Source organism: Flavobacterium sp. AG291 (assembly GCF_003350375.1).
Classification (GTDB): domain Bacteria; phylum Bacteroidota; class Bacteroidia; order Flavobacteriales; family Flavobacteriaceae; genus Flavobacterium; species Flavobacterium suzhouense.
The window spans coordinates 28632-52058 of record NZ_QQAR01000008.1 but is presented as its reverse complement, the minus strand read 5'-3'; the positions used below and the strand labels follow the sequence as shown (position 1 = coordinate 52058).

Annotated in this window: 13 protein-coding genes; 2 read left to right on the top strand and 11 right to left on the bottom strand. The window is 42.5% G+C overall.

The window, feature by feature from the left end; genetic code table 11:
* Positions 1-189: 189 nt before the first annotated feature.
* From DEU42_RS09840 to DEU42_RS09795, 10 genes are all read right to left on the bottom strand, one after another.
* On the bottom strand, positions 190-2430 hold the full coding sequence (locus DEU42_RS09840; RefSeq protein ID WP_114758127.1) for a glycoside hydrolase family 3 C-terminal domain-containing protein: 2241 nt from the start codon (positions 2428-2430) through the stop codon (positions 190-192).
* Between the two features lie 11 nt (positions 2431-2441).
* Positions 2442-4610 (bottom strand): glycoside hydrolase family 3 C-terminal domain-containing protein, encoded by a 2169-nt coding sequence (locus tag DEU42_RS09835; RefSeq protein ID WP_114758126.1) that lies wholly within the window; start codon positions 4608-4610, stop codon positions 2442-2444.
* 3 nt (positions 4611-4613) lie between these two features.
* On the bottom strand, positions 4614-6611 hold the full coding sequence (locus DEU42_RS09830; RefSeq protein ID WP_114758125.1) for a glycoside hydrolase family 97 protein: 1998 nt from the start codon (positions 6609-6611) through the stop codon (positions 4614-4616).
* Between the two features lie 97 nt (positions 6612-6708).
* Positions 6709-9108, bottom strand: coding sequence for an alpha-xylosidase (locus tag DEU42_RS09825; RefSeq protein WP_114758124.1), 2400 nt, complete (start codon positions 9106-9108; stop codon positions 6709-6711).
* A gap of 18 nt (positions 9109-9126) precedes the next feature.
* Positions 9127-11604, bottom strand: a complete 2478-nt coding sequence (locus tag DEU42_RS09820) for a glycoside hydrolase family 2 TIM barrel-domain containing protein (protein ID WP_114758123.1) — start codon at positions 11602-11604, stop codon at positions 9127-9129.
* Positions 11605-11664: 60 nt separating this feature from the next.
* Positions 11665-12513, bottom strand: coding sequence for a hypothetical protein (locus DEU42_RS09815; protein ID WP_114758122.1), 849 nt, complete (start codon positions 12511-12513; stop codon positions 11665-11667).
* A 21-nt stretch (positions 12514-12534) separates the two neighbouring features.
* On the bottom strand, positions 12535-14109 hold the full coding sequence (locus DEU42_RS09810; protein WP_114758121.1) for a RagB/SusD family nutrient uptake outer membrane protein: 1575 nt from the start codon (positions 14107-14109) through the stop codon (positions 12535-12537).
* Between the two features lie 13 nt (positions 14110-14122).
* Positions 14123-17230 carry a SusC/RagA family TonB-linked outer membrane protein gene (locus DEU42_RS09805; RefSeq protein ID WP_114758120.1) on the bottom strand — a complete coding sequence of 1036 codons (3108 nt, stop codon included), beginning with the start codon at positions 17228-17230 and terminating at the stop codon, positions 14123-14125.
* Positions 17231-17275: 45 nt separating this feature from the next.
* Positions 17276-18601, bottom strand: coding sequence for a xylose isomerase (xylA, locus tag DEU42_RS09800; protein WP_114758119.1), 1326 nt, complete (start codon positions 18599-18601; stop codon positions 17276-17278).
* A gap of 14 nt (positions 18602-18615) precedes the next feature.
* Positions 18616-20097 (bottom strand): xylulokinase, encoded by a 1482-nt coding sequence (locus tag DEU42_RS09795; protein WP_114758118.1) that lies wholly within the window; start codon positions 20095-20097, stop codon positions 18616-18618.
* A 246-nt stretch (positions 20098-20343) separates the two neighbouring features.
* Here DEU42_RS09795 and DEU42_RS09790 point away from each other — a divergent pair, with 246 nt between their 5' ends.
* Positions 20344-21063: an NUDIX hydrolase gene (locus tag DEU42_RS09790; RefSeq protein ID WP_114758234.1), complete on the top strand. Its 720-nt coding sequence runs from the start codon at positions 20344-20346 to the stop codon at positions 21061-21063.
* Positions 21064-21253: 190 nt separating this feature from the next.
* Here the strand turns inward: DEU42_RS09790 and DEU42_RS09785 are convergent, their stop codons facing one another.
* On the bottom strand, positions 21254-22252 hold the full coding sequence (locus tag DEU42_RS09785; RefSeq protein WP_114758117.1) for a substrate-binding domain-containing protein: 999 nt from the start codon (positions 22250-22252) through the stop codon (positions 21254-21256).
* Positions 22253-22351: 99 nt separating this feature from the next.
* On the opposite strand from DEU42_RS09785, the gene DEU42_RS09780 reads away from it, so the two are divergent.
* A complete protein-coding gene (locus DEU42_RS09780) occupies positions 22352-23407 on the top strand; it encodes an aldose epimerase family protein (protein ID WP_114758116.1) in 1056 nt (351 codons plus the stop codon).
* Positions 23408-23427 lie beyond the last annotated feature (20 nt).

The window sequence follows — 23427 nt, the reverse complement described above, 5'->3', positions numbered from 1 at the left end:
TTTATTGTACCACAGTCCCGATAGTTATCGGGAACACAAAGAAAAACACAGAGATACACAAAGTTTTTTAGTTTGCGCCTTTGGCGCGAGAACACAAAGTCAACTCTGTGTTCTTACGCTTGCGTTAAGCTCAAAATGAACTTTGCGAATCTCTGTGTAAATCTCAGTGACTCTCTGTGGTATAACTTCTTATTTTACCATAACCGTAACTTCCTGTTTGATATCTCTTGATGAATTACCTAATTTAAAGGTATACGCACCCGGCTCAACAGTCCATTTTTTAGTAGCGTTATCATAGTAAGCCAGTTCTTTTACCGGAACTTTGATCGTAGCCGTTTTAGAACCACCTGCATTTACCAATATTTTAGCAAAACCTTTAAGTTCTTTAGCGGCACGCTCTACTTTACTTCCTGTTTTAGCAGAATATAACTGAACTACTTCTTTACCATCAACTTTACCGGTGTTTTTTACCTCTACAGTTACAGTGATGGTATCATCCTGACCGTATTCCTTCTTGTCAGCTTTCGCATTCGCCAATTCAAACTTGGTGTATGACAGTCCGTAACCGAAAGGATATAGCGGTTCTACGTTTTTGGTGTCGAACCAACGGTAACCTACAAGGATACCTTCTTTGTATTCTTCAGTTGCACCACCAGGAAAGCTGTTAGTAGCATGAGCCGGAGAATCCTGTATTTTCTTAGGCATTGTCCAAGGTAGTTTACCTGAAGGGTTCACTTTTCCTAATAGTACATCTACGATAGCGTTACCAGCTTCAGAACCATTATACCATCCCCAAACGATAGCTGAGTTTGTAGCTACCACATTGTTGATGTCATACGGAGCACCCGCAACAAAAACTACAATAGTTTTAGGGTTTGCAGCCTTAACAGCAGCGATAAGTTTCTCCTGTCCGAAAGGAAGGGAAAGGTCAGCACGGTCAGAAGCTTCTGTTTCATAATCACGGTTAGCTCCAACAAATAGTACAGCAACATCCGATTTTTTTGCAGCAGCTACAGCTTCTGCAACCATTTTCGGGTCAAGGTCGTTTACTGTTTCTTTTACTTCCTGAGTTACCTCACCAAATTTCATTTCCTTCTTAGGCTTGAATTCAGTTTTATAACCCTGAGCGTAGTTGATAGCAACCGATTGAGGTAGTTTTGCTTTTAATGCATCAAGCGGAGTGATTTCATGTTTTGTTTTAACACCTGCACCAAAACCACCCTGAGCGTGTTTCTGGGTTGCATTCGCACCAATAACAGCTACGCTTTTCAGTTGGTCAGCGTTAAGCGGTAAAAGGTTTTCAGTATTCTTAAGGAGTACAACCGATTCTGATGCGATGTTGTAAGCATCTTTATAATGCGCTTCAGTAGCAATACTTCCTATAGCACGACTGTTTTTGTCAGATCCCATTGCTTTCAGGTTGAAAAGCATTTTCAGGATTCTTTTAGCATGTTTGTCAATTTCCGCTTCCGATACCTGGCCATCTTTTACAGCTTTGATAAGCGGATTGGCAAAGTAGAAATCGTCAAAAGCAAGAGGTGTACCCATTTCAAGGTCGGTCCCTGCTTCAAGTGCTTTTTTTGTAGTATGCACCGCAGCCCAGTCAGAGATCACAATACCTTTAAAGCCCCACTCATCCCTAAGGATATTCTGAAGCATATACGGATTCTCACAAAGGTAATCACCGCGGAATTTATTATACGCACCCATTACGCTATACGCATGACCTTTTTTTACAGCATCCTCAAACGCAGGAAGATAGATTTCGCGTAGTGTACGCTCATCCATCTGAACATCTACAGTACCACGGTTGGTTTCCTGATTGTTGGCAGCATAGTGTTTTATACACACAGCAACATCATTCTGCTGCACACCTGTTACATACGGAACCACAAGTGTCTTGTTCAGGAACGGGTCTTCCGTCATGTACTCATACGTACGACCTCCAAGCGGTGTACGGATGATATTGAATGCCGGAGCAAGCAATACATCTTTTTGGCGTGCACGGGCTTCTTCACCTATGCTTCTTCCAAAAGTGTGTGCCATCTCAGGGTTCCATGTAGCCGAAAGTCCGCCACCTGCGGGGTAGTAAGTAGCGAAATCGTCGGTATTTCCTGCCGGAGCCCAGCTGTCACGCGATATTTCTTCACGCACACCAAGTGGTCCGTCAGCCATATGCACTTCCGGAACACCAAGGCGTTCTACACCTTTATTGGTAAACATGCTGTAACCGTGCAGCAATCCTATTTTTTCTTCAAGGGTCATCTGAGAAACGATCTTGTCGATCTCAGCGTCATATTTATCGCTCATCGGAGTACCTTCATAGGTAGCGGCGATATCGCCCGAAGCCGTAGGGTCTCCTGTTTCTTTTTTACATGATGCCATTACCAGCACAAGTGCTGCCGAAAGGCAAAGTATCTTATTCTTCATTATATAGATGTTTATTTGGTTCGTATTGTTTTCGTTACCGCAATTGCGTCTGACGCTCCTCCTGCCTGTAACTCAATTGTGCCTTTTTCAAGTTCGAATTTCTGGGTTTTAGTATTCCAGTATTCAAGGTCAGCCGCACGCAGTTGCAAGGCAACGTTTTTTGTTTCACCGGCTTTCAGGCTAACGCGTTTAAACGCTTTAAGCTCTTTTATAGGACGCTCTACCTTTGAGTCGGTATGTTTTACATACAGCTGTACCACCTCTTCACCATCACGGTTTCCGGTATTGGTAAGCGTTACATTTACAGTAAGGGTATCACCTTTTGCAATAGCTTCTTTTTCTACTTCTATTCCTTTGTAGCCAAAAGTAGTATAGCTCAGTCCGTGGCCAAAAGCGTAAAGCGGTTTACCTTTAAAGTACATATAGGTGCGCCCGTTACGGATGTTATAATCCAGTAGTTCCGGTAAATCCGAAATATCCTTAACCCATGTCTGGGATAATCTTCCTGCCGGATTGTAATCGCCAAAAAGCACATCGGCAAGGGCAGTACCCAATTCCTGGCTGTTGTGCGTCATATGAACAATAGCCGGAACATGCTCCTGTGTCCAGTTGATGGCAAACGGGAAACTGCTCATCAATACAACTACTGTATTCGGGTTCGCCTGATGCACTACCTTAATAAGGTCTTCATACTCTAACGTAATCGACTGTCGGTCTACCGATTCTTTACCGTCACTCGGTACAGGACATTGTGCCCATCCCGCGTTACACCACGGGTGGTTGCCTGCAATAACGATAGCAATATCGGCTTCCTTAGCAAGTTTGGCTGCTTTACCGTCTATGTTGTTCAGGGCATAAGTGATCTCAATATTTTCGCCTGCTTTGGCTTTAATGCCTGCCAATGCTGAAACGGTATAAGGCGGAGTTCCGCTATACCAGTCCAGTATTATCTGATCGGCACGCGGACCGATAACTGCAATTTTCTTCACCTTTTTTCGGTCTATCGGAAGCAGATTCTTGGCAGGGTCGTTCTTTAAAAGCACGATTGATTTTTGAGTTGCTTCCAATGCCAGTTTTTTATGGGCTTCGGTAGTCCACGGGTCCACGGCGTTTTTATCAAGGCCAATGTTAGCATACGGATTTCCTTCGGGAGCATCCAGCATACCCAGCTTTAGCATAATGCGGTAATCGCCGCGCAGTACTTCGTCAATCTCTTTTTCTTTCAAATAACCATTGGCAACTGCGCCATATACTGCATCTACATATTCATCAAGGAACTGGTTGATGCCGGCCTTTAAAGCTGCAGCAGCACCCAGGTATTTGTCCTTATAATATTTATGGTCAGAAAGTAAAAGCGTAAAAGCCCCACCATCGGTACAAATGATACCGTTCTGGCCCCATTCTTTTACGGTGATGTCTTTCAGCATTGGGTGAACCATTGCCGGAATACCATTCACTTTATTATAGGCCGCCATATAAGCACGAGATCCGCCTTCCTGAACTCCCATCCTGAACGGAACCGAATAGTATTCCCTCCATAACCTTTCATCAAAATCAGATGAGGTATAGGTACGCCCGTCTTCGTTGCTGTTGGCAAGAAAATGCTTCATAAGCGAAGCCGTTTGCCAGTATTTAGCATGATTTCCCTGCAGTCCTTTTACAAAAGCAACAGTAAGCGAACCTGTCAAAAACGGGTCTTCACCATAGCTTTCTTCGGTACGCCCCCAACGAGGATCGCGGGCCAGGTCGGCATTGGGAGCTCGAACCACGAGTCCGCCACGGTTGTATTTCTGGTAGGCAAAGCGTGTTTCGATCGCCTCAACGTTGGCAACTTTCTGCAACAGTTCAGTATCCCAGGTTTCGCCAAGGCCATACGCTTGTGGGAAAGTTGTAGTAGGCAACGGTTCTTTATTTTTACCACCCCATTCTCCGGGAGGGCCACCCATGGCAAGACCATGAAGTCCTTCAACGTGGCCTGTACCTTTAACGCCAAGACGCGGCACCGACGGGTTAGTGCTCAGTGCCTGTATCTTTTCATCCAGCGTCATAAGCGACAGCAGGTTATCAATACGTTTTTCCGCGTCCTGGTCCGGGTTTTGGAAAGGGTACTGATAACTTTTTTGCTGTGCCGATAATGATGCCGCTACCAATAACACTATGTATAGTGCATACTGTTTCATGGCTTATAGTTTTTTAAAGCGTACAGCTGTACCACCCGATATTGGCAGCATTAGTGTAAGCTTATCTTTGGCAGTAACCACTTTAGTAGTAATGGCTACAGCACTTGGGTTATGTGTCATGTCTGTACCCGGAGCATCGGCATAAATTTGTGCCTCATATTTAGCATTCGGGTCAAGGAAAGACAACTGAACGTTCAGGTTACGGGCATCTTCATTGGTAATGCTACCAAGGTACCAGTCACCGCTGTTGCGGTCTTTACGTACAGTAGTGACAAATTTTCCAATCTGTCCCTGAATGACTTTTGTGTCCTCCCAGTCGGTAGGTACATCTTTAAGGAACTGAAGTTCTGCTTTACCTTCGTAGTTTTCCGGTAGGTCGGCAAGCATTTGTATTGGAGAATATAGCACTACATATAGTGCTAATTGTTTTGCTGCAGTAGTATGAACTCTTCTGTTGTTAAAGCCCATTTTTTCTTCCACATCAATTACACCCGGTGTAAAGTCCATAGGACCGGCAAGCATACGTGTAAATGGCAGGATGGTTTCATGGCTTGGCGGGTTACCCTCGCTCCATGCGTTATATTCCATACCTCTTGCACCTTCGCGCGCCATCATGTTAGGGTAGGTACGACGCTCTCCTGTATCTTTTATTGGTTCGTGGAAGTTTACGGCAAGCCCATACTGAGCTGCTTTCTCTAACACATAACGGTAGTAACGCACACCAAACTGACCGTGGTGCCATTCTTTCATATTGAGTTTAGAACCTACCTGTCCTATTTTAATATTGTGAATTCCCAGTCTTTTATAAAGGGCGAAACCTTCGTCAATCTCTTTCATGTAGTTGAGGATGTTCGATCCTGTTTCGTGGTATCCAATGATCTGTACATCTTTTTTATTACCATATTCAACTACCTTATCAAGGTCAAAATTATCTGCGTTTTTAGTGAAGCTGAACATATGCATTTTATTCTCATACCACGCCGGAGTCCAGCCTTTGTTCCAGCCTTCTATAAGCAGGTATTTAAAACCTTCTTTAGACGTAAAGTCAATATACTGTTCAGCGTGTTTAGTGGTTGCACCCTGTTTTTCACCTTCCCAAAACGTAAATTTGCTAATGTGCATACCCCACCAAATTCCTAAGTATTTGAAAGGATGAATGTATGAAAGGTCTTTTAGTTTGTTCGGTTCGTTAAGGTTAAGGATAAGGTATGACTCAATAAGGTCGCCCGGTTTTTCGCCTATCTGGATAGTTCTCCACGATGAGGTAAAACCACCTTTGTAACGTGCTTTTATACCGTCGCTCCACGGCACAAGGTCTGATTTTAGGTTAGCACCCGTAGTGTGTTCCATAACCATACTTGGCCAGTCGGTAAGATTGGCTTCGTGGAAACTGATTACATTATTCTTGTTCTCAATAGTAAGCGGAGTGTGTACTTTATTAAGTGTGCTCACTGCCGATTTGGTAAACAGGTATTCATAACGGTTTTCCTGATAGGCAGGAATCCACCACGCCTGTCCGTCTTCTTTAAGGTTAAAGGTAGTTGCCTCGTCCATAACGAATATACTATCCTTAACACCTTGTTCAGGGAATACATAACGGAAAGCTACACCATCATCAAACGCACGGAATTGTATTTCCAGCTTACGTTTGTTCTTATCCTTGCTGTTTAGTTTAACAATAAGTTCGTTGTAATTGTTGCGGATGTTTTTCTTTTCACCCCAAACCTGTGTCCAGGTATCATCATGTGTTGAGGTTTTTACATCGGCAATTTCAAAGTTTTTGGTAAGATTGTCGCTTTTCAGCACAAACCCCATAGCCGATTGTGTAATGATATCATCTTTACCATGTTTTACAGCATAGGTAGGCGCATTGTTTACCAGTGCAAAGTTTATGGTGTTCTTTCCTCCCGGAGAGGTAAGTTCGTAATTGTTCTTTTTCGCCTGTGCGTTTGAAGCCAGAGAAGCGAACAAAAGAGCAGATAATATAAATTGTTTAATCATAATAGTAGCTTGTAGCGGTTAAGCTTTAAAAATCCGGGAACCGGAAGTCAAAACGGTTCCCGGAGAGTTTAAAGAACTAACCCAAATAACACAAAATTTATTTTATCCATTCAGTTTTGAATGTTGTTTTTCCGTTTAGCGGATTTTGTCCAAGGTTAAAGCTGCTGCCCGATTTAGAAGCAGTAAGGGTTTGTACCTTGTCACCACCCGGTAGGTAAACCTTACCTGAAGCTATTGTGGTAGCGTCAGCTGCATATACCTTTAGCGTCAGCTTGCTCCAGTCCATATCCTGAGTAGATTGTGCCAGTCCAATGTGAGGCAGTGCTGTACCGTCTTTAACCAATACTACGATAGGAATATCTCCGGCTTTGATTTTATGCCATCCGCCCTGATATACTTTTTTAGTCTGGTAATCTATCCATGTACCTGCAGGAAGGTAAACATCCCTTTCTGTAACTTCTTCAAATAATGGAGCAACAAGCAGGTCAGACCCAAACATATACTGGTTGTCAATTAACCATGCTCCCGGATCGTTAGGAAATTCTACAAACAGCGCACGCATCATTGGCAGTCCTTTTTCAGAACTTTCTTTTGCCTGAGCATAGATGTATGGCATCAGTTCGTAACGCATATTATCAGCCGCTCGGTATCCTTTAAGGAAATCTTCGCTAAATAACCATGGCTCTCTTGGTGGTTCTCCGTGGCTACGCACGTGAGATGTTAGCATTCCAAACGGAGTCCATCTTCTGTATAATGCTTCCGGCGATTTAGTTGCAAATCCACCTAAATCGTGGCTCCAGAAACTAAAACCTGATAATCCTAATGAAAGTCCGCCTCTAAGCGTAGCGGCCATAGCACCGTTGTTGGTTTCGGCATCACCACCCCAGTGTAGTGGGTAACGCTGGCTACCTGCCCATGTGCTACGTGCCCATATTAGTGTATAACCTTTTTCGCGTTGTGTAACTTCGGCAACAGCCTTGTTATAACGCAAAGGGTACAGGTTGTGCTCATAATAACCGGTACGCCCGCTGTGGTATAATCCTTCCGATGGTGCTGCTTCTCCAAAGTCAACTTTGAAAACACCCACGCCCTGATCGAACAGGTGTTTCAGTTTGCCCTGGTACCATTTTACCGTTTCAGGGTTAGAGAAATCCAATACTGCATCTTCATACGGTAGGTTTCCTTTTTTATCTTTTACAGCAAGGCCGTTGTTTACTATCTCGTTGAATAAAGTATTTTTAGGAGTGAAATACGGCAACTGCCAAAGACATACGTTGAAGCCGTCTTTTTTCATGTCGGCAATCATTTTGGTCGGGTTTTCAAAACGTTTAGAAGCAAACTCATAGTTGTTTCTCCAGTCTACATCAAACCACCCTGTATCAAAGTGAATAACATCACTTGGTATTTTGTACTTACGAAGGTTTTTAGCCACCTCACGGCCTTCTTTCTCAGAGAAATAGGTAATACGGCTCATCCAAAGACCGAATGACCAAAGTGGTGGCATGGCTGCCTTACCGGTAAGGTCGGTATATTCGTCAAGGATGTCTTTTGGCTCACCGATGAATACAAATAAGTCTGCAACATCATCGCCTATCATCATCTTATTAGCACTGGCATAGTATTTACCAAAGTCAACCGTAATAGGGGCAGACGTATGCATGAATACACCATAACCGCGTGAGCTCATATAAAAAGGAATTGGCTTATACATGGTTTCATTCTGAACACCATTGGCATCATCCGTCCACATAATTACTTTCTGTCCACGTTTGTTGAATTGTGTAAAGGACTCACCACAACCAAAGATCTTTTCGTCCGGCTCAAGCCCAAATACAGGTGCTACACTGCGCGAATAATCGCTGTTCTTTCTTACGAAAGCAAACGGTAGGGTAGGTGTATAGGTATTTTGAAGGTCGTCATTATGCAGTGTCGATGTAAGCAGTTTACCCGACGCATCATATATTTTTACGTGCCACGGTTTGTTTTCAATAACCACTTTACCGTAGTTGCTCACATACTGGTGTCCGGTAGCAGTTTTGCTGTATTTCCATCCTTCAGGGTGGTTAGGAGCAGTACCGTTTACCAGCATCAGCGATTCTGCCGGTTGGTTAAACTGTGGCCCTGAAGCAGCCACGATTCTTACCGTACGTTCAGATACGAATTGTATACTGAAAGGCAATACAGGAGATGCCTCATATTCTGTAGCAGGGAATTCGTTTGCTTTTTCCGTATCAGGCTTCATCATCATATTGTTGAAGGCCTGACGGGTTTTGTAATTGTAACGAAGGTATTTTACCGTTCCTTTTCCCGTAGCCGGATCAAAAGAGGCCAGCTCGTCGGCAAAATAGAAAGTGTTTAGGTAATCCTCAAAATCTTTGCTAACATCAACCGGATGGTTCAGGATGTTCGCATTCTGAATTTGAGCAGCAGCTTCATGGCTTGCTGCCAGACCCAGGGCCAGGCTAAGGAATGCCGCTGCTAAAGTTGTTTTTTTCATTTTATTATAGATGTTTGTTTATTTGGTTCTTATCTCAATAGTGCTGCTCTTTAAGCCGGCTGCACTCGCTGTAAGTTCTATGGTTCCTGCCTTTTCTGTAGACTGTACTATTACAAGGCATTTACCGTTTAGCGCTGTGTGTTTAGTGCCTTTGTATGATTCATGGCTCACAGGGTCACCGCTGCATACACCAACAATCTTACCTTCTCCTTTCAAACTAAAGTTTATCTCGTTGTTAGCTGTAGCTACAAAAACACCATTGGCATCATAAATATCAACCGTTATAAAGCTAAGATCGTTGCCATCAGCATCAATGATAATCCTGTCTGCGGTTGCTTTTAGTGAAGCAGCTGCGCCCGAAGTTTTTACTTCTTTTTCAAGCACGATCTTGCCTCCTTTGCGCGAAACAACTTTTAGTGTTCCGGGTGCATAAGGTACTCTCCACATTACATGAAGATCGTCGCCTTTTTTACTTTGTTTGCCCAGCGATTTTCCGTTAAGGTAAAGTTCTACTTCGTCGGCGTGGTTATAGTAAGCCCATACATCCACAGTTTGTCCGGCTTTCCAGTTCCAGTGCGGAAGTATATGCAGTACATCTTTATTGGTCCATTCGCTTTGGTACATATAGTATACATCTTTCGGGAAGCCCGCAAGGTCTACAATACCAAAGTAAGAACTGATAGACGGCCACTGGTAAGGAGTAGGTTCACCTATATAATCAAAGCCTGTCCAGATGAACATTCCCGAAAGGAAATCGTGTTTTTTCATCACCTTCCATGTTGCTTCGTGGGTAGAGCCCCAGGGTGTCTGGATTTGGTCATATGCTGAGCAGGTATTACCCGGGTTACCCGTTGTTAGTGGTATATCCCAGCGTTTAGGCCATTGTTTTATCGTGTCCGATTTCTCGTCATAATACCCTCTCGTTTGTAGTGCCGAAGTGGTTTCGGTAGCTATAAAAGGAGTTTTCGGGAAGTTGATCTTGTGGTTGGCATACGTTTGGTGTGCGTAGTTATAGCCAATAAGATCCAGTGCCCCCGATCCTGCCAGTGCGTTAGGCTGTGCAGCCGTTTCGGTAAACTGGATATTAATATCTCCATTTACAATAATTGGCGGATTCATCGCAGCAGTTACAGGGCGTGTAGTGTCCAGTGCTTTTACAATAGCAGCAAGCTCTTTACCAATGCGTGCCCCATTTTCGTTCCATTGTTCCGGTATCTCGTTACCAATGCTCCAGATGAAAACACTAGGGTGATTCCTGTCCCTTAAAATTTGCGCTTCAAGGTCAATCTTATGCCATTTATCCCATGCAGTGCTGTAGTCATATTTGTTCTTTGACTGCTCCCACATATCAAAAGCCTCATCCATTACAATAAAGCCCATTTTGTCGCAAAGATCAAGCAATTCAGGAGCAGGAGGGTTATGTGAAGTACGCACCCCGTTTACGCCCATGTCTTTCATAATCTGAAGCTGGCGTTCAATCGCTCTTGTATTGATCGCAGAGCCTAACGGACCCAAATCGTGATGAAGGCATACGCCTTTTATCTTCAGTTGTTTTCCGTTAAGGATAAAACCTTTATCAAGATCAAATGTAAAAGAACGTATTCCGAAAGGCGTGCTGTAGCTGTCTGCAACTTCATCGCCGGTTTTAATTTCGGTTATAGCGGTGTAAAGTTCCGGTGTCTCTACATTCCATAGTACCGGATTGTTTACAGTGGTTTCCTGTTTAATGGTTTTTTCGGCGTTAGCCTCAAGCGTTATCTTTTGGCTTACCGATGTTACTTCACTATCACCTTTGTACAGGGTAGTGGTAACAGTTGCTTCTTTGGTTGAAGCATATTCATTTTTGACTGTAGTCTGTATGGCTACGGTAGCATTTTCGGCAGTTACTTTTGGTGTCGTTACAAATGTGCCATTTTCGGCTACGTGCAGTTTGTCGGTAGTCTGAAGCCATACATTTCTGTATATGCCCGAACCTGAGTACCATCTTGAATTGGGTTGCTGGTTTAATACTTTTACCACAATCTCATTTTTGGCATCGCCAAATTTTAAGAAAGGAGTAAGGTTATATTCGAAGCCGATATAGCCATTAGGGCGTTTGCCTAAATAGTGACCGTTTATCCATACTTCACTGTTACAGTATACTCCGTCAAATAGTATTGAGGTAACTTTTGTACTATCGGCTGCGGCAACGGCAAATGTTTTTTTATACCAGCCAAACCCTCCGTTTAAAGCACCTCCGCCTATTCCGCCGGGGCTATGCTCGTCAAAACTACCTTCTACGCTCCAGTCGTGAGGTAAGCTTAGCGTACGCCATTTGGTAGCGGCAGAAAAGGTGTCTTTGTCAACGGCAGCATCATTAAGATGAAACTGCCAGTCTTTGTTAAAGGATATTTTCCGGTTGTTATGCTCTTTAGTATCACTGCTGCTGCATGCTGTAAACATTAGCATTCCTGCTGTAGCAATGACCATAAAGAGATATGTGTGAATTTTTTTCATGCTGTTTTTTTGGAAAAAAAGCCGGTAAACACTTTTGGATATGCTTACCGGCAATATGCTTTATTCTTTTGGTTTGAAGTGGAAAACAATCTGGCATTTTCCTTCACCGGTACGGCTCTGATCACGAATAACCGCAAGGCGCATCGAAGTTTCAGTTAGCTCAATTACGTTTAAGGTAGTCCAGTCGCTGCAGTCAGGATGATAATCACCACCGTAAAGCATCTCTACACCACCATTGAATTTCATTTTGTGTTTGGCAATATCAAAACTGAAGGTACCTGTTTTAGTTGTTTGGGTATCATCATTTAGTGCAGTTTGCGTTACACTAACGTTATAAGCCCCATCAAGGTCAAATGTCATTTCTCCCCAGTTTTTGTCTGGCATTGCCCAGCTTGCCTCGGCATAAGTTGGTAACCAGCTCCACGCATCAGAACCTGATGGGTTATAAGGATAGTCAAGACCTGCCCATCCAATTGGGCTACTCATATCTACTACCCATGTTTTACCTTCAACTTTTTTAGAAAGCATTTCCCACTCAGGTGCAGCAAAGTAACTTTCATTAGTGTTTTCAAGTGTAATGCTTACAGGCTCTGCAGGTACAGCACCACCTTTACTATATGCAGTAAAGAAAACATCATAGGTTCCTTTAAAAGGAAACATAACTTTTGCCTCGGTAAGGTTGCTGGTTCCCATAAGGTTACCGGCTGCATCCTTATACTCCCAGTAGGCAATAGTTCCAGGGGTATTGTTCTTCATTGTTACCAGGTTAGTAGCATCTGCTGTAACCGAAATATCAATCTTAGATGCATCAACAGGAGCCGGAAGGCTTTCGTCATCTACTGTAGCATCGCAGGAAACCAGGCTTCCTATAGCTGTAAAAGCAACGAATAATTTTAGAAACTTTTTCATGATTAATACTTTTTATATTATTTAATTCCATCCCGGATTTTGGGTAATTGTTCCGTTAGAAAGCAATACCTGAGACTGAGGAAGTGCGAACCAACCTAATGTTTCCGGTCTGAAACTTGTTTCAAAACCATTAGGCATAGAGGTTGCATCTACAGCTGCTTTAGTGGTATTCATATCCTGACGGATAAGATCGAACCAACGGTGTCCTTCAAGAGCAAACTCAAGTCTGCGCTCATTCATAATGTTAGCTTTAGTAGCAGGTATGCTGCTTGTAGTGTTGCCAAAAGCACGCTCACGAACCCTGTCAAGACAAGTTTGAGCAAATGCTGCATTGCTGTCAAGGTTAAGTTCTGCTGCCATAAGTAGCACATCTGAAAAACGGATGACAGGATAATCTTCGTAGTTGTCTATCTGGAAATCGCCTCCGTTAGCAGCAACTTCGGCACTGATAGGACAGAATTTTTTCCATCCGTAACCTGTAAACTGACGTACTCCGGCAGCTACTGCATCATAGTTTAAGCCTTCGGCAGCATAGTCAATAATAGTTGCGTTTCTGCGGATATCGCCATCGCTGTACGCTTCATATAGAGAAGGTGTTACGGTAGCACCACCCCATCCTTGTCCATAAGTACCAAGGTCACCGCCTCTTACAGCAATGTTTACTGCAAAACGGTTACCTTCATGCAGGTTCCAGTCAGCGTTACCCGAAGAGTTAAAACGGATAGCAAATACCATTTCAGTATTTCCTTCACCGGCATAAGTTACACCTGATGAAGCTGCTGAAGCAATCCAAAGGCTTCTAAAGTCAGCTACAAGACCATGTCCGCTGTTGTTTGCCACATCGTTAATGTAGTTTACTGCCTCTGCTTTAGTAACTACACCGGCAAGATCCGGTTTCTCATAGTAATCAGTATAGAAAAGGAATGCTTTAGCAAGGTAAGCCTCAGCAGCCCATTTTGTTACACGTCCGTAGTTAGCATTAGATGGCTGAGAATAATTTGCAGGTCCAAGATTATCTGCTGCAAATTTAAAATCGTTTGCTATAAGAGCATAAGTAACATCTGCAGTTGCTCTTGGTGTCTGGAATTCATTTGGTTTTAAAGTGTGATCCAACGGAACGATATCGCCAAATACGCGTGCAAGCTCGAAATGGAAATGAGCCCTAAGAAAACGTGCTTCAGCTTCATATTGGGTTTTAAGTTCCGGTTGTGTACCCCAGTCTACCTTATCAAGGTTTTCAAGAAGGATGTTAGCCCTGTAAATACCAAGGTAACAGTTTTGCCATATAGGGTTGTTCATTTCCTTGTCGGTAATAAACTGAAAGCGGTCAAGCTCAAGGGCTACGTTACTATCAGCTGTACCAAAACCACCATAACAATCGTCAGAGGCAGTTTCTGTGTTAAGAAGAAAACCACCGTAACCTTCTCGTTGCAGTACATCATAAACTGCTACAAGTCCCTGTAATGCATCTTTCTGGTTTTTATAGAAGTTTTCTTCTACCTTATCTGTGTAAGGCTGGTTCGATATAAAATCGTCAGAACAGGCTGTAACTGCCAGTACTGTTGATAAGCATGCTATTTTAATATATTTTTTCATTTTCAGTCCTTTTTTAGAAGTTAGCGCTTAAACCTAACATATATGTTCTTGGCTGAGGGTAGTAACCTACGTCAATACCTTTTGCCCACGGTTGGTTTACGTTACCAAAACCAATTTCAGGATCCATACCAGGATATTTTGTAAATGTATACAGGTTGTTAGCTGATACATAAAGCCTTAACTGGCTGAATGTTTTGCTTATCTGATCGCTTAGTTTAGCAAGGTCACAACCTAAAGTTACAGTTTTAATCCTGAAGAAATCACCATCCTTAATATAAAGGTCTGAGAACTTAGTGTAGTTACCATTATCTGTAGTACCATAAGTTACCCTTGGAGTACTGTTAGATGTACCTTCGCCTGTCCAACGGTTAAGAACTTCGCTGGTGTAGTTGTAGTAAGGTCTTGAGTAATCGTGAATACCATATGCAATCTGGTTTCCACCTGCACCATACGTATAAACCGAAAGATCGAAAGCTTTATAATTAAGCTGGAAGTTTACACCATAGTAGTAATCAGGGTTAGGATCACCAATCTGAGTTTTGTCATCGGCAGTAATCTGTCCGTCACCATTGCGGTCTACAAACTTAACGTCTCCCGGAACAGCACTCGGCTGTATAAGTGAGCCATCTTTAGTGTAAGCATCAATTTCCGCCTGGTTTTGGAAGATACCTGCTGTCTGAAGTCCGTAGAAATAACCGATAGGCATACCTTCCTGAACACGGTTCATCTCATCAAGACCCTGGAATAGCAGGTTGCTTTCTCCGTATATAATGCCGTTTTGGGTAGCAATACGGGTTACCTCGTTTTTGTTATGAGAGAAGTTAGCATTTACACTTAATCTCCAGTCTTCGTTAAAGGCTTTGTTGTAACCAAGGGCGATCTCGAAACCTTTGTTTGTTACATCACCACCGTTTATAAATGGAGCCTGAGCACCTGCGATTTCCGGAACAGACGCCTGTACTAACCAGTCTTTTGTCTGTTTGTTATAGTAATCAAAGCTAAGGTTAAAATCGTTAAACAAAGTAACATCGATACCTACGTTGGTTTGCTCAGAAGTTTCCCATTTAAGATCAGGGTTAGATAATGCATCCGGGCTTGCACCTACAAAAAGAGGAATTTCGTTAGGGCCTGTGCCAAAGTGGTAATTTTTGTCGTATGAACTGATTGTAGACATGTAAGCAAAAGTTCTCGGGAACTGATCGTTACCATTCTGACCCCAGCTACCACGGATTTTTACTTTGTTAAGTACTTTAGCATCCTGAGGGAAGAAATTCTCCTGATCTATGTTCCATGCTCCGGAGAATGAAGGAAAGATTGCGTATTTGTCATTCGCTCCAAATTCTGAAGAACCGTCTCTTCTAATGGTAGCGGTAACAATATATTTATTGTCATAGTCATAAAGCAGTCGTCCAAATTGTGAATAGATGTTGTATGGTACCTTACCTCCCGAAACGGTGTTTTGGGTTTTATCTGTAGTATTGCTTAGGTAAGCATGGTCAAAGTCATCAAAAATAAGGTCTTTACCTGATCCTGTCTGGAATTCAGAGATACGCTCACGTGCAGAGATACCGGCAAGTACATCTATATTGTGTTTGCCTAAGCTCGTTTTATACTGAAGCGTGTTATCCCATGTCCATGAGTAGTTGTTTGTGGTGCCCTGTGTAACTGTTGAGATAGTGTTGTATGACACTGATGACAACTGGTATACCGGAGTAAACGAACGATAAGTATTATCGCTTACATCAACACCAAATGAAGTTCTGAAAGTAAGCCCTTTGATAAGATCAACTTCTGCAAACAGGTTACCTACATAACGGTTTGTTTTACTTTCGTTAAAATTAGTATAGTACATTAAACCAACAGGGTTTGTGATATCAGAAGATATATCTGATGAGCCATAGCTTCCGTCAGCGTTATAGGTAGGGAAGTTAGGAGGAGAGTTCAGAAACCCTCTGATAGAGTTGTTGTAAATACCGTCATCGGCAATACCGCTGCTTTTTACTTTTGTATATGTAAAGTTCTCACCAAAACGGATATTCTCTCTTATTTTATAAGTACTGTTCATAGTAAAGCTTACACGGTCGTAGTGTGATTGTCCGCTGTTGCTTCCTATCAAACCATCCTGTCCGTAGTAAGAAAGGCCTGAGTTGTAAGTAGCTTTACTATCTCCACCCGAAACAACAAGTGAGTGGTTTTGTTTCATGGCACCATCGTTAAACAGGTCATCCTGCCAGTCGTGGTTTGTCATATTGTTGATCTGATCCTGAGTATACATAGGTGCAAGTCCTGAGTTTACACGGGCTTCATTCATAATCGTACCGTACTCTTTAGCAGTAAGCATGTCCAGTTTTTTAGCTACTTCCTGAAAACCTGTATAGCTGTTTAAGGATACACTCATTTTGCCTTCGGCACCTTTTCTTGTAGTTACAAGGATAACACCATTAGCAGCACGTGCACCATAAATAGAAGCTGCAGCAGCATCCTTAAGTACGTCCATCCTTTCAATGATAGACGGGTCAAGGTAACCAATACCGTTATCTACCACAACACCATCTACTACATAAAGTGGTGTGCTGTTTCCTGTAGTACCTGTACCACGAATGTTTACTACCATACCTGCACCCGGCTGACCTGATGTAGAGGTAATGTTAACCCCTGATGATTGTCCCTGAAGGGCAGCAGTAGCATCGATATTGTTTGTTTGTTGCAGGTCTTTCCCGCTTACAACTGTTGTTGCAGCACTCGATACCTTTTTCTTTTGGGTACCATAACCTACAACTACTATCTCGCTAAGTTCGTTAGCTTCCGGTTTTAATGATACCGTAACTGTTGCTTGTCCGTTTACGGCAACTTCTCTTGGGGCATAGCCCACAAAACTAAATACCAATGTTGCATTTGGGCTAACTGCAATCTGGTAATTACCGTCAATGTCGGTAGAGGCACTGTTTGTTGTTCCCTTTTCTATTACACTTACTCCGGGTAATCCAAGGCCGTCATCGGCACCGGTTACTTTACCTTTTACTGGTTGCTGCTGTGCAAAGGCAGCTGTAAAAGCGAGGGTAAACAGAAATGATAAGCAAAAGGTAAACATCCTGTGCGGAATCGTAATTTTACTTTTCATAATTAATTAGAGTGTTTGGTTATTGTTGTTTTTAATCAGGTTCTCTTAGTAAGAATTCGCTACGATTTGCTCAAACAGTTCCTGTTTTCCGCTCATCGGCTGAGGTTCTCCATTTCTACGCGCGATGTCGCTAAGGTTTTCCAGAGTAAGTTCTCCTTTTTCAAACCTTGCACCTTCGCCACTGTCAAATGATGCATATCTTTTTTGGCGTAATACCGAGTACTCACTATTTTGAAGGATGTTGTCAGCACATATAAGACCGCGTGCAAAAGTGTCCATTCCCGAAATGTGAGCAATAAATTTATCGTCAAGGTCTATTGAGTTACGGCGCACTTTAGCATCAAAGTTTACACCACCGCCCTGCATTCCGCCATGTTCAAGGAACACAAGCATCGCCTGAGTAGTTTCATAAATATCGATAGGGAACTGGTCGGTATCCCATCCGTTTTGATAATCACCGCGGTTAGCGTCAATGCTTCCTAACATTCCGGCATTAGCGGCAACAAGCAGTTCGTGTTCAAACGTGTGGCCTGCCAGTGTAGCATGGTTAACTTCGATGTTAAGTTTAAAATCTTTCTGAAGACCATAAGTGTTAATGAAATTGATACATGTTGCCGAATCAAAATCATACTGGTGTTTCATAGGCTCCATAGGTTTAGGCTCTAAAAGGAAGTTTCCGGTAAAGCCCTGTTTTCTGGCATAGTCGCGAGCTGTTGCAAGGAACTGACCCATATGGTCTATTTCGCGTTTCATGTTAGTGTTCAAAAGGCTCATATAACCTTCGCGACCACCCCAAAACACATAATTTTCACCGCCTAAAGCAATAGTAGCATCCATTGCGATCTTAACCTGAGCTCCGGCATGAGCCAAAACGTCAAAGTTAGGGTTGGTAGCGGCACCATTCATGTAACGCGGGTTGCTAAAAAGGTTAGAAGTCCCCCAAAGTAGTTTTATACCTGTTTCCTGTTGTTTGATTTTAGCATATTCTACCATTTCCTGAATGCGTTTTTCAAACTCAGCAAGGGTAGAAGCTTCGTCTACCATATCCACATCGTGAAAACAGTAATAAGGAATGCCAAGTTTTGCCATGAATTCAAATCCTGCATCCATTTTTTCTTTCGCTCTTGCAATAACATTCTCGTGTTTGTCCCACGCAAAAGTTTCGGTAGGGCTTCCAAACGGGTCACCACCTTTATTGTTTAGCGTATGCCAGTAAGCCATAGCAAATTTAAAGTGGTCTTTCAGTGTTTTTCCCGCAACTATGCGGTTCTCGTCATACCATTTAAAGGCCAGCGGATTAGTGCTGTTTCTGCCTTCATATTGTATCTTATCTACAGTACTAAAAAACGACTGGTTTGTTGTTGTACTCATTGTATTGAATTATATTAAATAGTGTTTTTCCAGTTTTGATAAATTTCAGCATATTGCTGGCTTAATGCCGTTGTTGGTTCAATGCGTTCCAGGCATTTAAGGCTGTCAAAGGCTTCGTCAAGCGACTTGTAATAGCCATAACCATAGGCTGCACCACGCGCGGCACCATCGGCACCGGCAGTGTTGTAAAGCTCTACGGTAGTTTGGGTGGTGTTGGCAAAAATCTCCCTGAATACAGGACTCAGGAACAGGTTTGCTTTTCCGGCGCGAACTACAGTACCCGATGCCCCAACCGATTTCATCACATCAAAGCCATAGTTCATGGCAAATACGATACCCTCGCAGGCGGAGCGCACAAGGTGTGGTGACTGATGAATGTTGAAGTTTAGGTTTTGAATGCCCGATGTTGCAGGTTTGTTATTAAAGATGCGCTCTACCCCATTTCCAAACGGATAAAAGCGAAGACCTTCACTGCCTACAGGTGCTTTTGCGGCTTCTGCATTAAGCTTTTCGTATGAAATAAGCTCATTGCTTCCGGCAGACATTATTCTACGTAGCCATTGGTATAATATTCCCGATCCGTTTATGCATAGCATTACGCCATTGCGTTTTTCGCTTTCGGTATTGTTTACATGAAGGAAAGTATTGATGCGGTTGTTAGCATCATAAGTGTCGTTGTCACTTACGGCATAAACTACTGCCGAAGTTCCTGCAGTAGTGGCTATTTCTCCTGGTTTTAATACGTTTAGAGAAAGAGCATTGTTGGGTTGGTCGCCGGCACGGTATGTGATTTTTACTGCTGGGTTCAATCCAAGTTCTGAAGCTACCACCGGATTGATATCAGCCTGTTGGCCAAAGTTGGCTACTATTTCAGGTACAAGATTTGTTGGTAGCTCCATGGCTTCAAGTACTTCTGTTGCCAGACGACCTTTGGAGAAGTTCCATAAAGCAGCTTCCGATAATCCTGAAGTGCTTGTTTGTGCTTTTCCTGAAAGTTTTGCGGCTATAAAATCGCCCGGAAGCATAAAGTAGGCTACTTTGGCAAAAGTTTCCGGTTCGTTATCCTTTACCCATTTTAGTTTTGAAGCGGTAAAGTTGCCCGGACTTCCTAAAATAATGCTTTGCGCATTTTGATGCCCCATAAGGTCATAAATGCTATCGCCTATTTCTGCAGCACGGCTGTCGCACCAAATGATAGAAGGACGTACAGGGTTTAGTTGCGCATCAGTAACTACAAGTCCGTGCATTTGGTAGGCAATCCCTATAGCTGCAATGCGTTTCAGGTCTACACTGTGTTTTTGCCCTAACTGGCTTATTCCTGATTTAACATAGTTCCACCAAAGGTTAGGGTCCTGTTCTGCCCAACCAAATTTTGGAGCTATAATATCCATCTCAGAATCAGGTACGCTCACAGTGGCTATAATGTCGCCTCTCTCGGCATCAAGCACCGAAAGTTTTATAGATGAGCTTCCTAAGTCTATTCCTAAAAAATGCATAACCTGATTATTTGGTATTTGTAAATTAACTATTATGAAATTTCAGTTGCGAATATACTACAACGTTTTTTCTTATGGTTAATTTGACCACAAGTATAGAACATTATTTTTATATCAACAAAATATTAAGCAAAAAAATTTATTATTACCAATTGAAAAGCAGTTTATTAGCGGATGTGTAAAAAAATACCTATTGTTGGTAATTTTGAAAAAATCCCTATATTCGTTGGGATTTAAATGGGAATGATGGCAAAAAAAATTATAGACAAAGAATCGGGTAAAGTTTCGGAGCGTTCAGTCATGAATGCCATCACAATCGACTGCGTAATTTTCGGTTTTGATAAAGGCAGTCTAGAAGTATTGCTTATTGAGCACGCCGAAGGTATCCGAAAAGGAGAATGGGGTTTACCGGGTGGTTGGATTCACGAGAATGAGAGTATTGATAATGCCGCACACCGACTACTTGCCGACCTTACCGGTCTTGATAATATTTATCTGGAACAGTTAAAGGCGTTTGGCGAGCCCGATCGCTTTCCGCTAGGGCGTGTAATAACTATAGGCTACTATGCGCTTGTGAAAAGAGAAGATTATAATATCCGTGCCGGTTTTACGGCTTCCGATGCTAAATGGTACAAAATTGCCGATGTCCCCAATCTTATTTATGACCACAACCAAATACTGAACTACAGTCTTACCAATCTGCAAACCCGTGTTAAGCAGGCGCCAATTGGGTTTAACCTTCTTCCTGAAAAGTTTACATTGTTAGAGCTGATGCAATTGTATGAAGAAATACTTGGTGTAGAGATGGATAAATCTAACTTCAGGAGAAAAATATTGCGTATGAAATTGCTTGTTGCTCTTGGTGAAAAACAAAAAGAGGTTTCGCACCGAGCCGCCGAGCTTTATGAGTTCGATCCCAAAATTTACGAAAAGCTTACCAAAAAGGGCTTTAACTTTGAGTTTTAAATCGTTTGTATATATGCGTGAGAGTCCTTCGGGGCTCTTTTTTTATTTCAACCAATTTAGGGTGTGAGTAGGCTTCCCCTTCTTTGAAGGGGTGCCCGTAGGGCGGGGTAGTTAGATGATCAATAAACCACCCCGGCTTTCAGCCACCCCTCCGGAGGAGGGGAAGCCTACTAATGTCTAAATAGCCAGCTTACAACGACCCTCTTTCAATCAATCTGCTTTTATTTTCAATTTGAGTTTTGTTTTGTGACAATATCATTTCGGCTAATAGTCTTCCCATTTCGGTAAAGTCAGTAGAAATGGTGGTAATGCCGTGACCCACCACTTTTTTAAGCGGGGTGTCGTTGTATGATATTACGCCCACATCGGTGCCTATTTTCAGATGCCGGTCGCGTGCCTGTTCCATAACACTTACTAAATGCCGATCGTTAGGAATGATATAAACTTCACCGTGTTTTAGCTGCCTGTTCTCAAAATCAGGAATGATTTCGAAATCAAAATTATTCTCAGTACAGAAGTTTGTAAAGCCCTCAGCCATACCGGGCGGTTGTTTAAAGTCAGGGAATATGAGTATCAGTTTTCTGTATTTCCTCAGTTTTTCCTTGCCCTGCAATAAGCCATTGTAAATGTCCTTTACAAAATTTTGATGCACCGATGGATAGTCGTGCAACTCATCATTTGTCTGGTCCAGTATATAAACATCATTTTTAGGCAGTGTTTTTATAGCTATCGCCGCCCCCTTAAGTGTGGTGGGCATAATGATGTATTTGGAATAATCACCGTTATTCTCATTGATTAGTTTTTTAAAAACCTCAATGTTGAAATAGTGAAAAAAGATATCTATCTGTGCATTGTTAGCCATCGTTTCCAGAAACGAATTGTAAAGGTCTTCTTTGAAGGAGTTGAATTCGTCAAACAGCAAAAAAATGCGCTGCTCAAAACTGAATTCCTCACTTTTTATATAATACCCTTTTCCAAGGCGCGAATAGATAATGCCCCGTTTTTTAAGTTCGTCGTAAGCCAGTAGTACAGTATCTCTCGAAAGAGAAAATTCTAATGCTACTTTGTTTACCGACGGCAGCTTGTCGCCACGTTTTAGTCTCTTATCTGCAATGCCAGTCTCCACAGACAGGATTATCTGTTTGTACTTGGGGAGGCTGCTGCGGTTGTCTATGTTTATTATTTTCATGAGAATGTAAACTGGTAGTAAAGATACAAAAACTGGTAGGTACTGGTACGGTTATTATGCATTAACTTTTACATTTGATGCCGATTCGATAAAAAAATAATGGAAAAAAATCACATTTCACATTTTAGTGATAATAGTGTTACGAAATTATTCGGCACTCTTGGGGATGGTACTGAAGTATATAAATATACTCTTACGAACCACAAGGGGCTTGAGGTTGCATTTATCACTTATGGTGCAGCAATACAGTCGTTATTGGTTGATAGCAAGAACGATACAAAAACAGATGTGGTTTTAGGATTTGATACTATCGAGGGTTATGTAGGATCGTATAATTTACCAAGCCCGCCGTACTTTGGGGCGATTATTGGTCGCTATGCGGGGCGTATTGCAAACGGAAGCTTTCAAATAGATGACAAGCTCTATAATCTTGACAAAAATCTTGGAGAAAACACCCTGCACGGAGGGAAATTTGGCTTTTGCCGTGTGAATTGGGAGGTGAAGGGTGTAAAACAGGGAACTGATAGTGCCTCGATAACTTTTTCATATACAAGCCCAGATGGCGATGAGCGTTTTCCGGGTGAACTGGTTACTGAAGTAACGTATATGCTTACCTCTGAAAATGAAATTAAGATTGATTATACTGCCAAAAGCAGTCAGGATACAGTGATAAACCTTACGCAGCACAGCTACTTTAACCTTGATGGTCATAATCATGATGTGTTGGGTCAGCAATTGATGGTAAACAGCTCCGTTTTAGTAGATATTACTGACGATGGCATACCTACCGGCAGTTATGCGGAAGCCGACGAAAAAGGTTTTGATTTTAAGATACCGTCGGGCTGTCCGGCTAAAATTGATAATTCGTTTGTGCTTACAGCCAATGATCAGCCGGCAGCAATATTATCCAGTGATGTGACCGGACTGAAAATGACGGTGTATACCGATCAGTCTTCGGTGCATATTTATGTTGGGGGGAATTGTTTTGGTACAATTGAAGGAAAAGAGGGTGCGGCATATCATCCGCAGAGTGGGATATGCTTTGAAACCCAGAATTTTCCCGATGCACCAAACCACGATAATTTCCCGAATGCCATTTTGCGAAAAGGCGATACCTATACACAGAAAACGATCTGGAAATTTGAAACGATATAATACCTGGTAAGGTAAAAGAT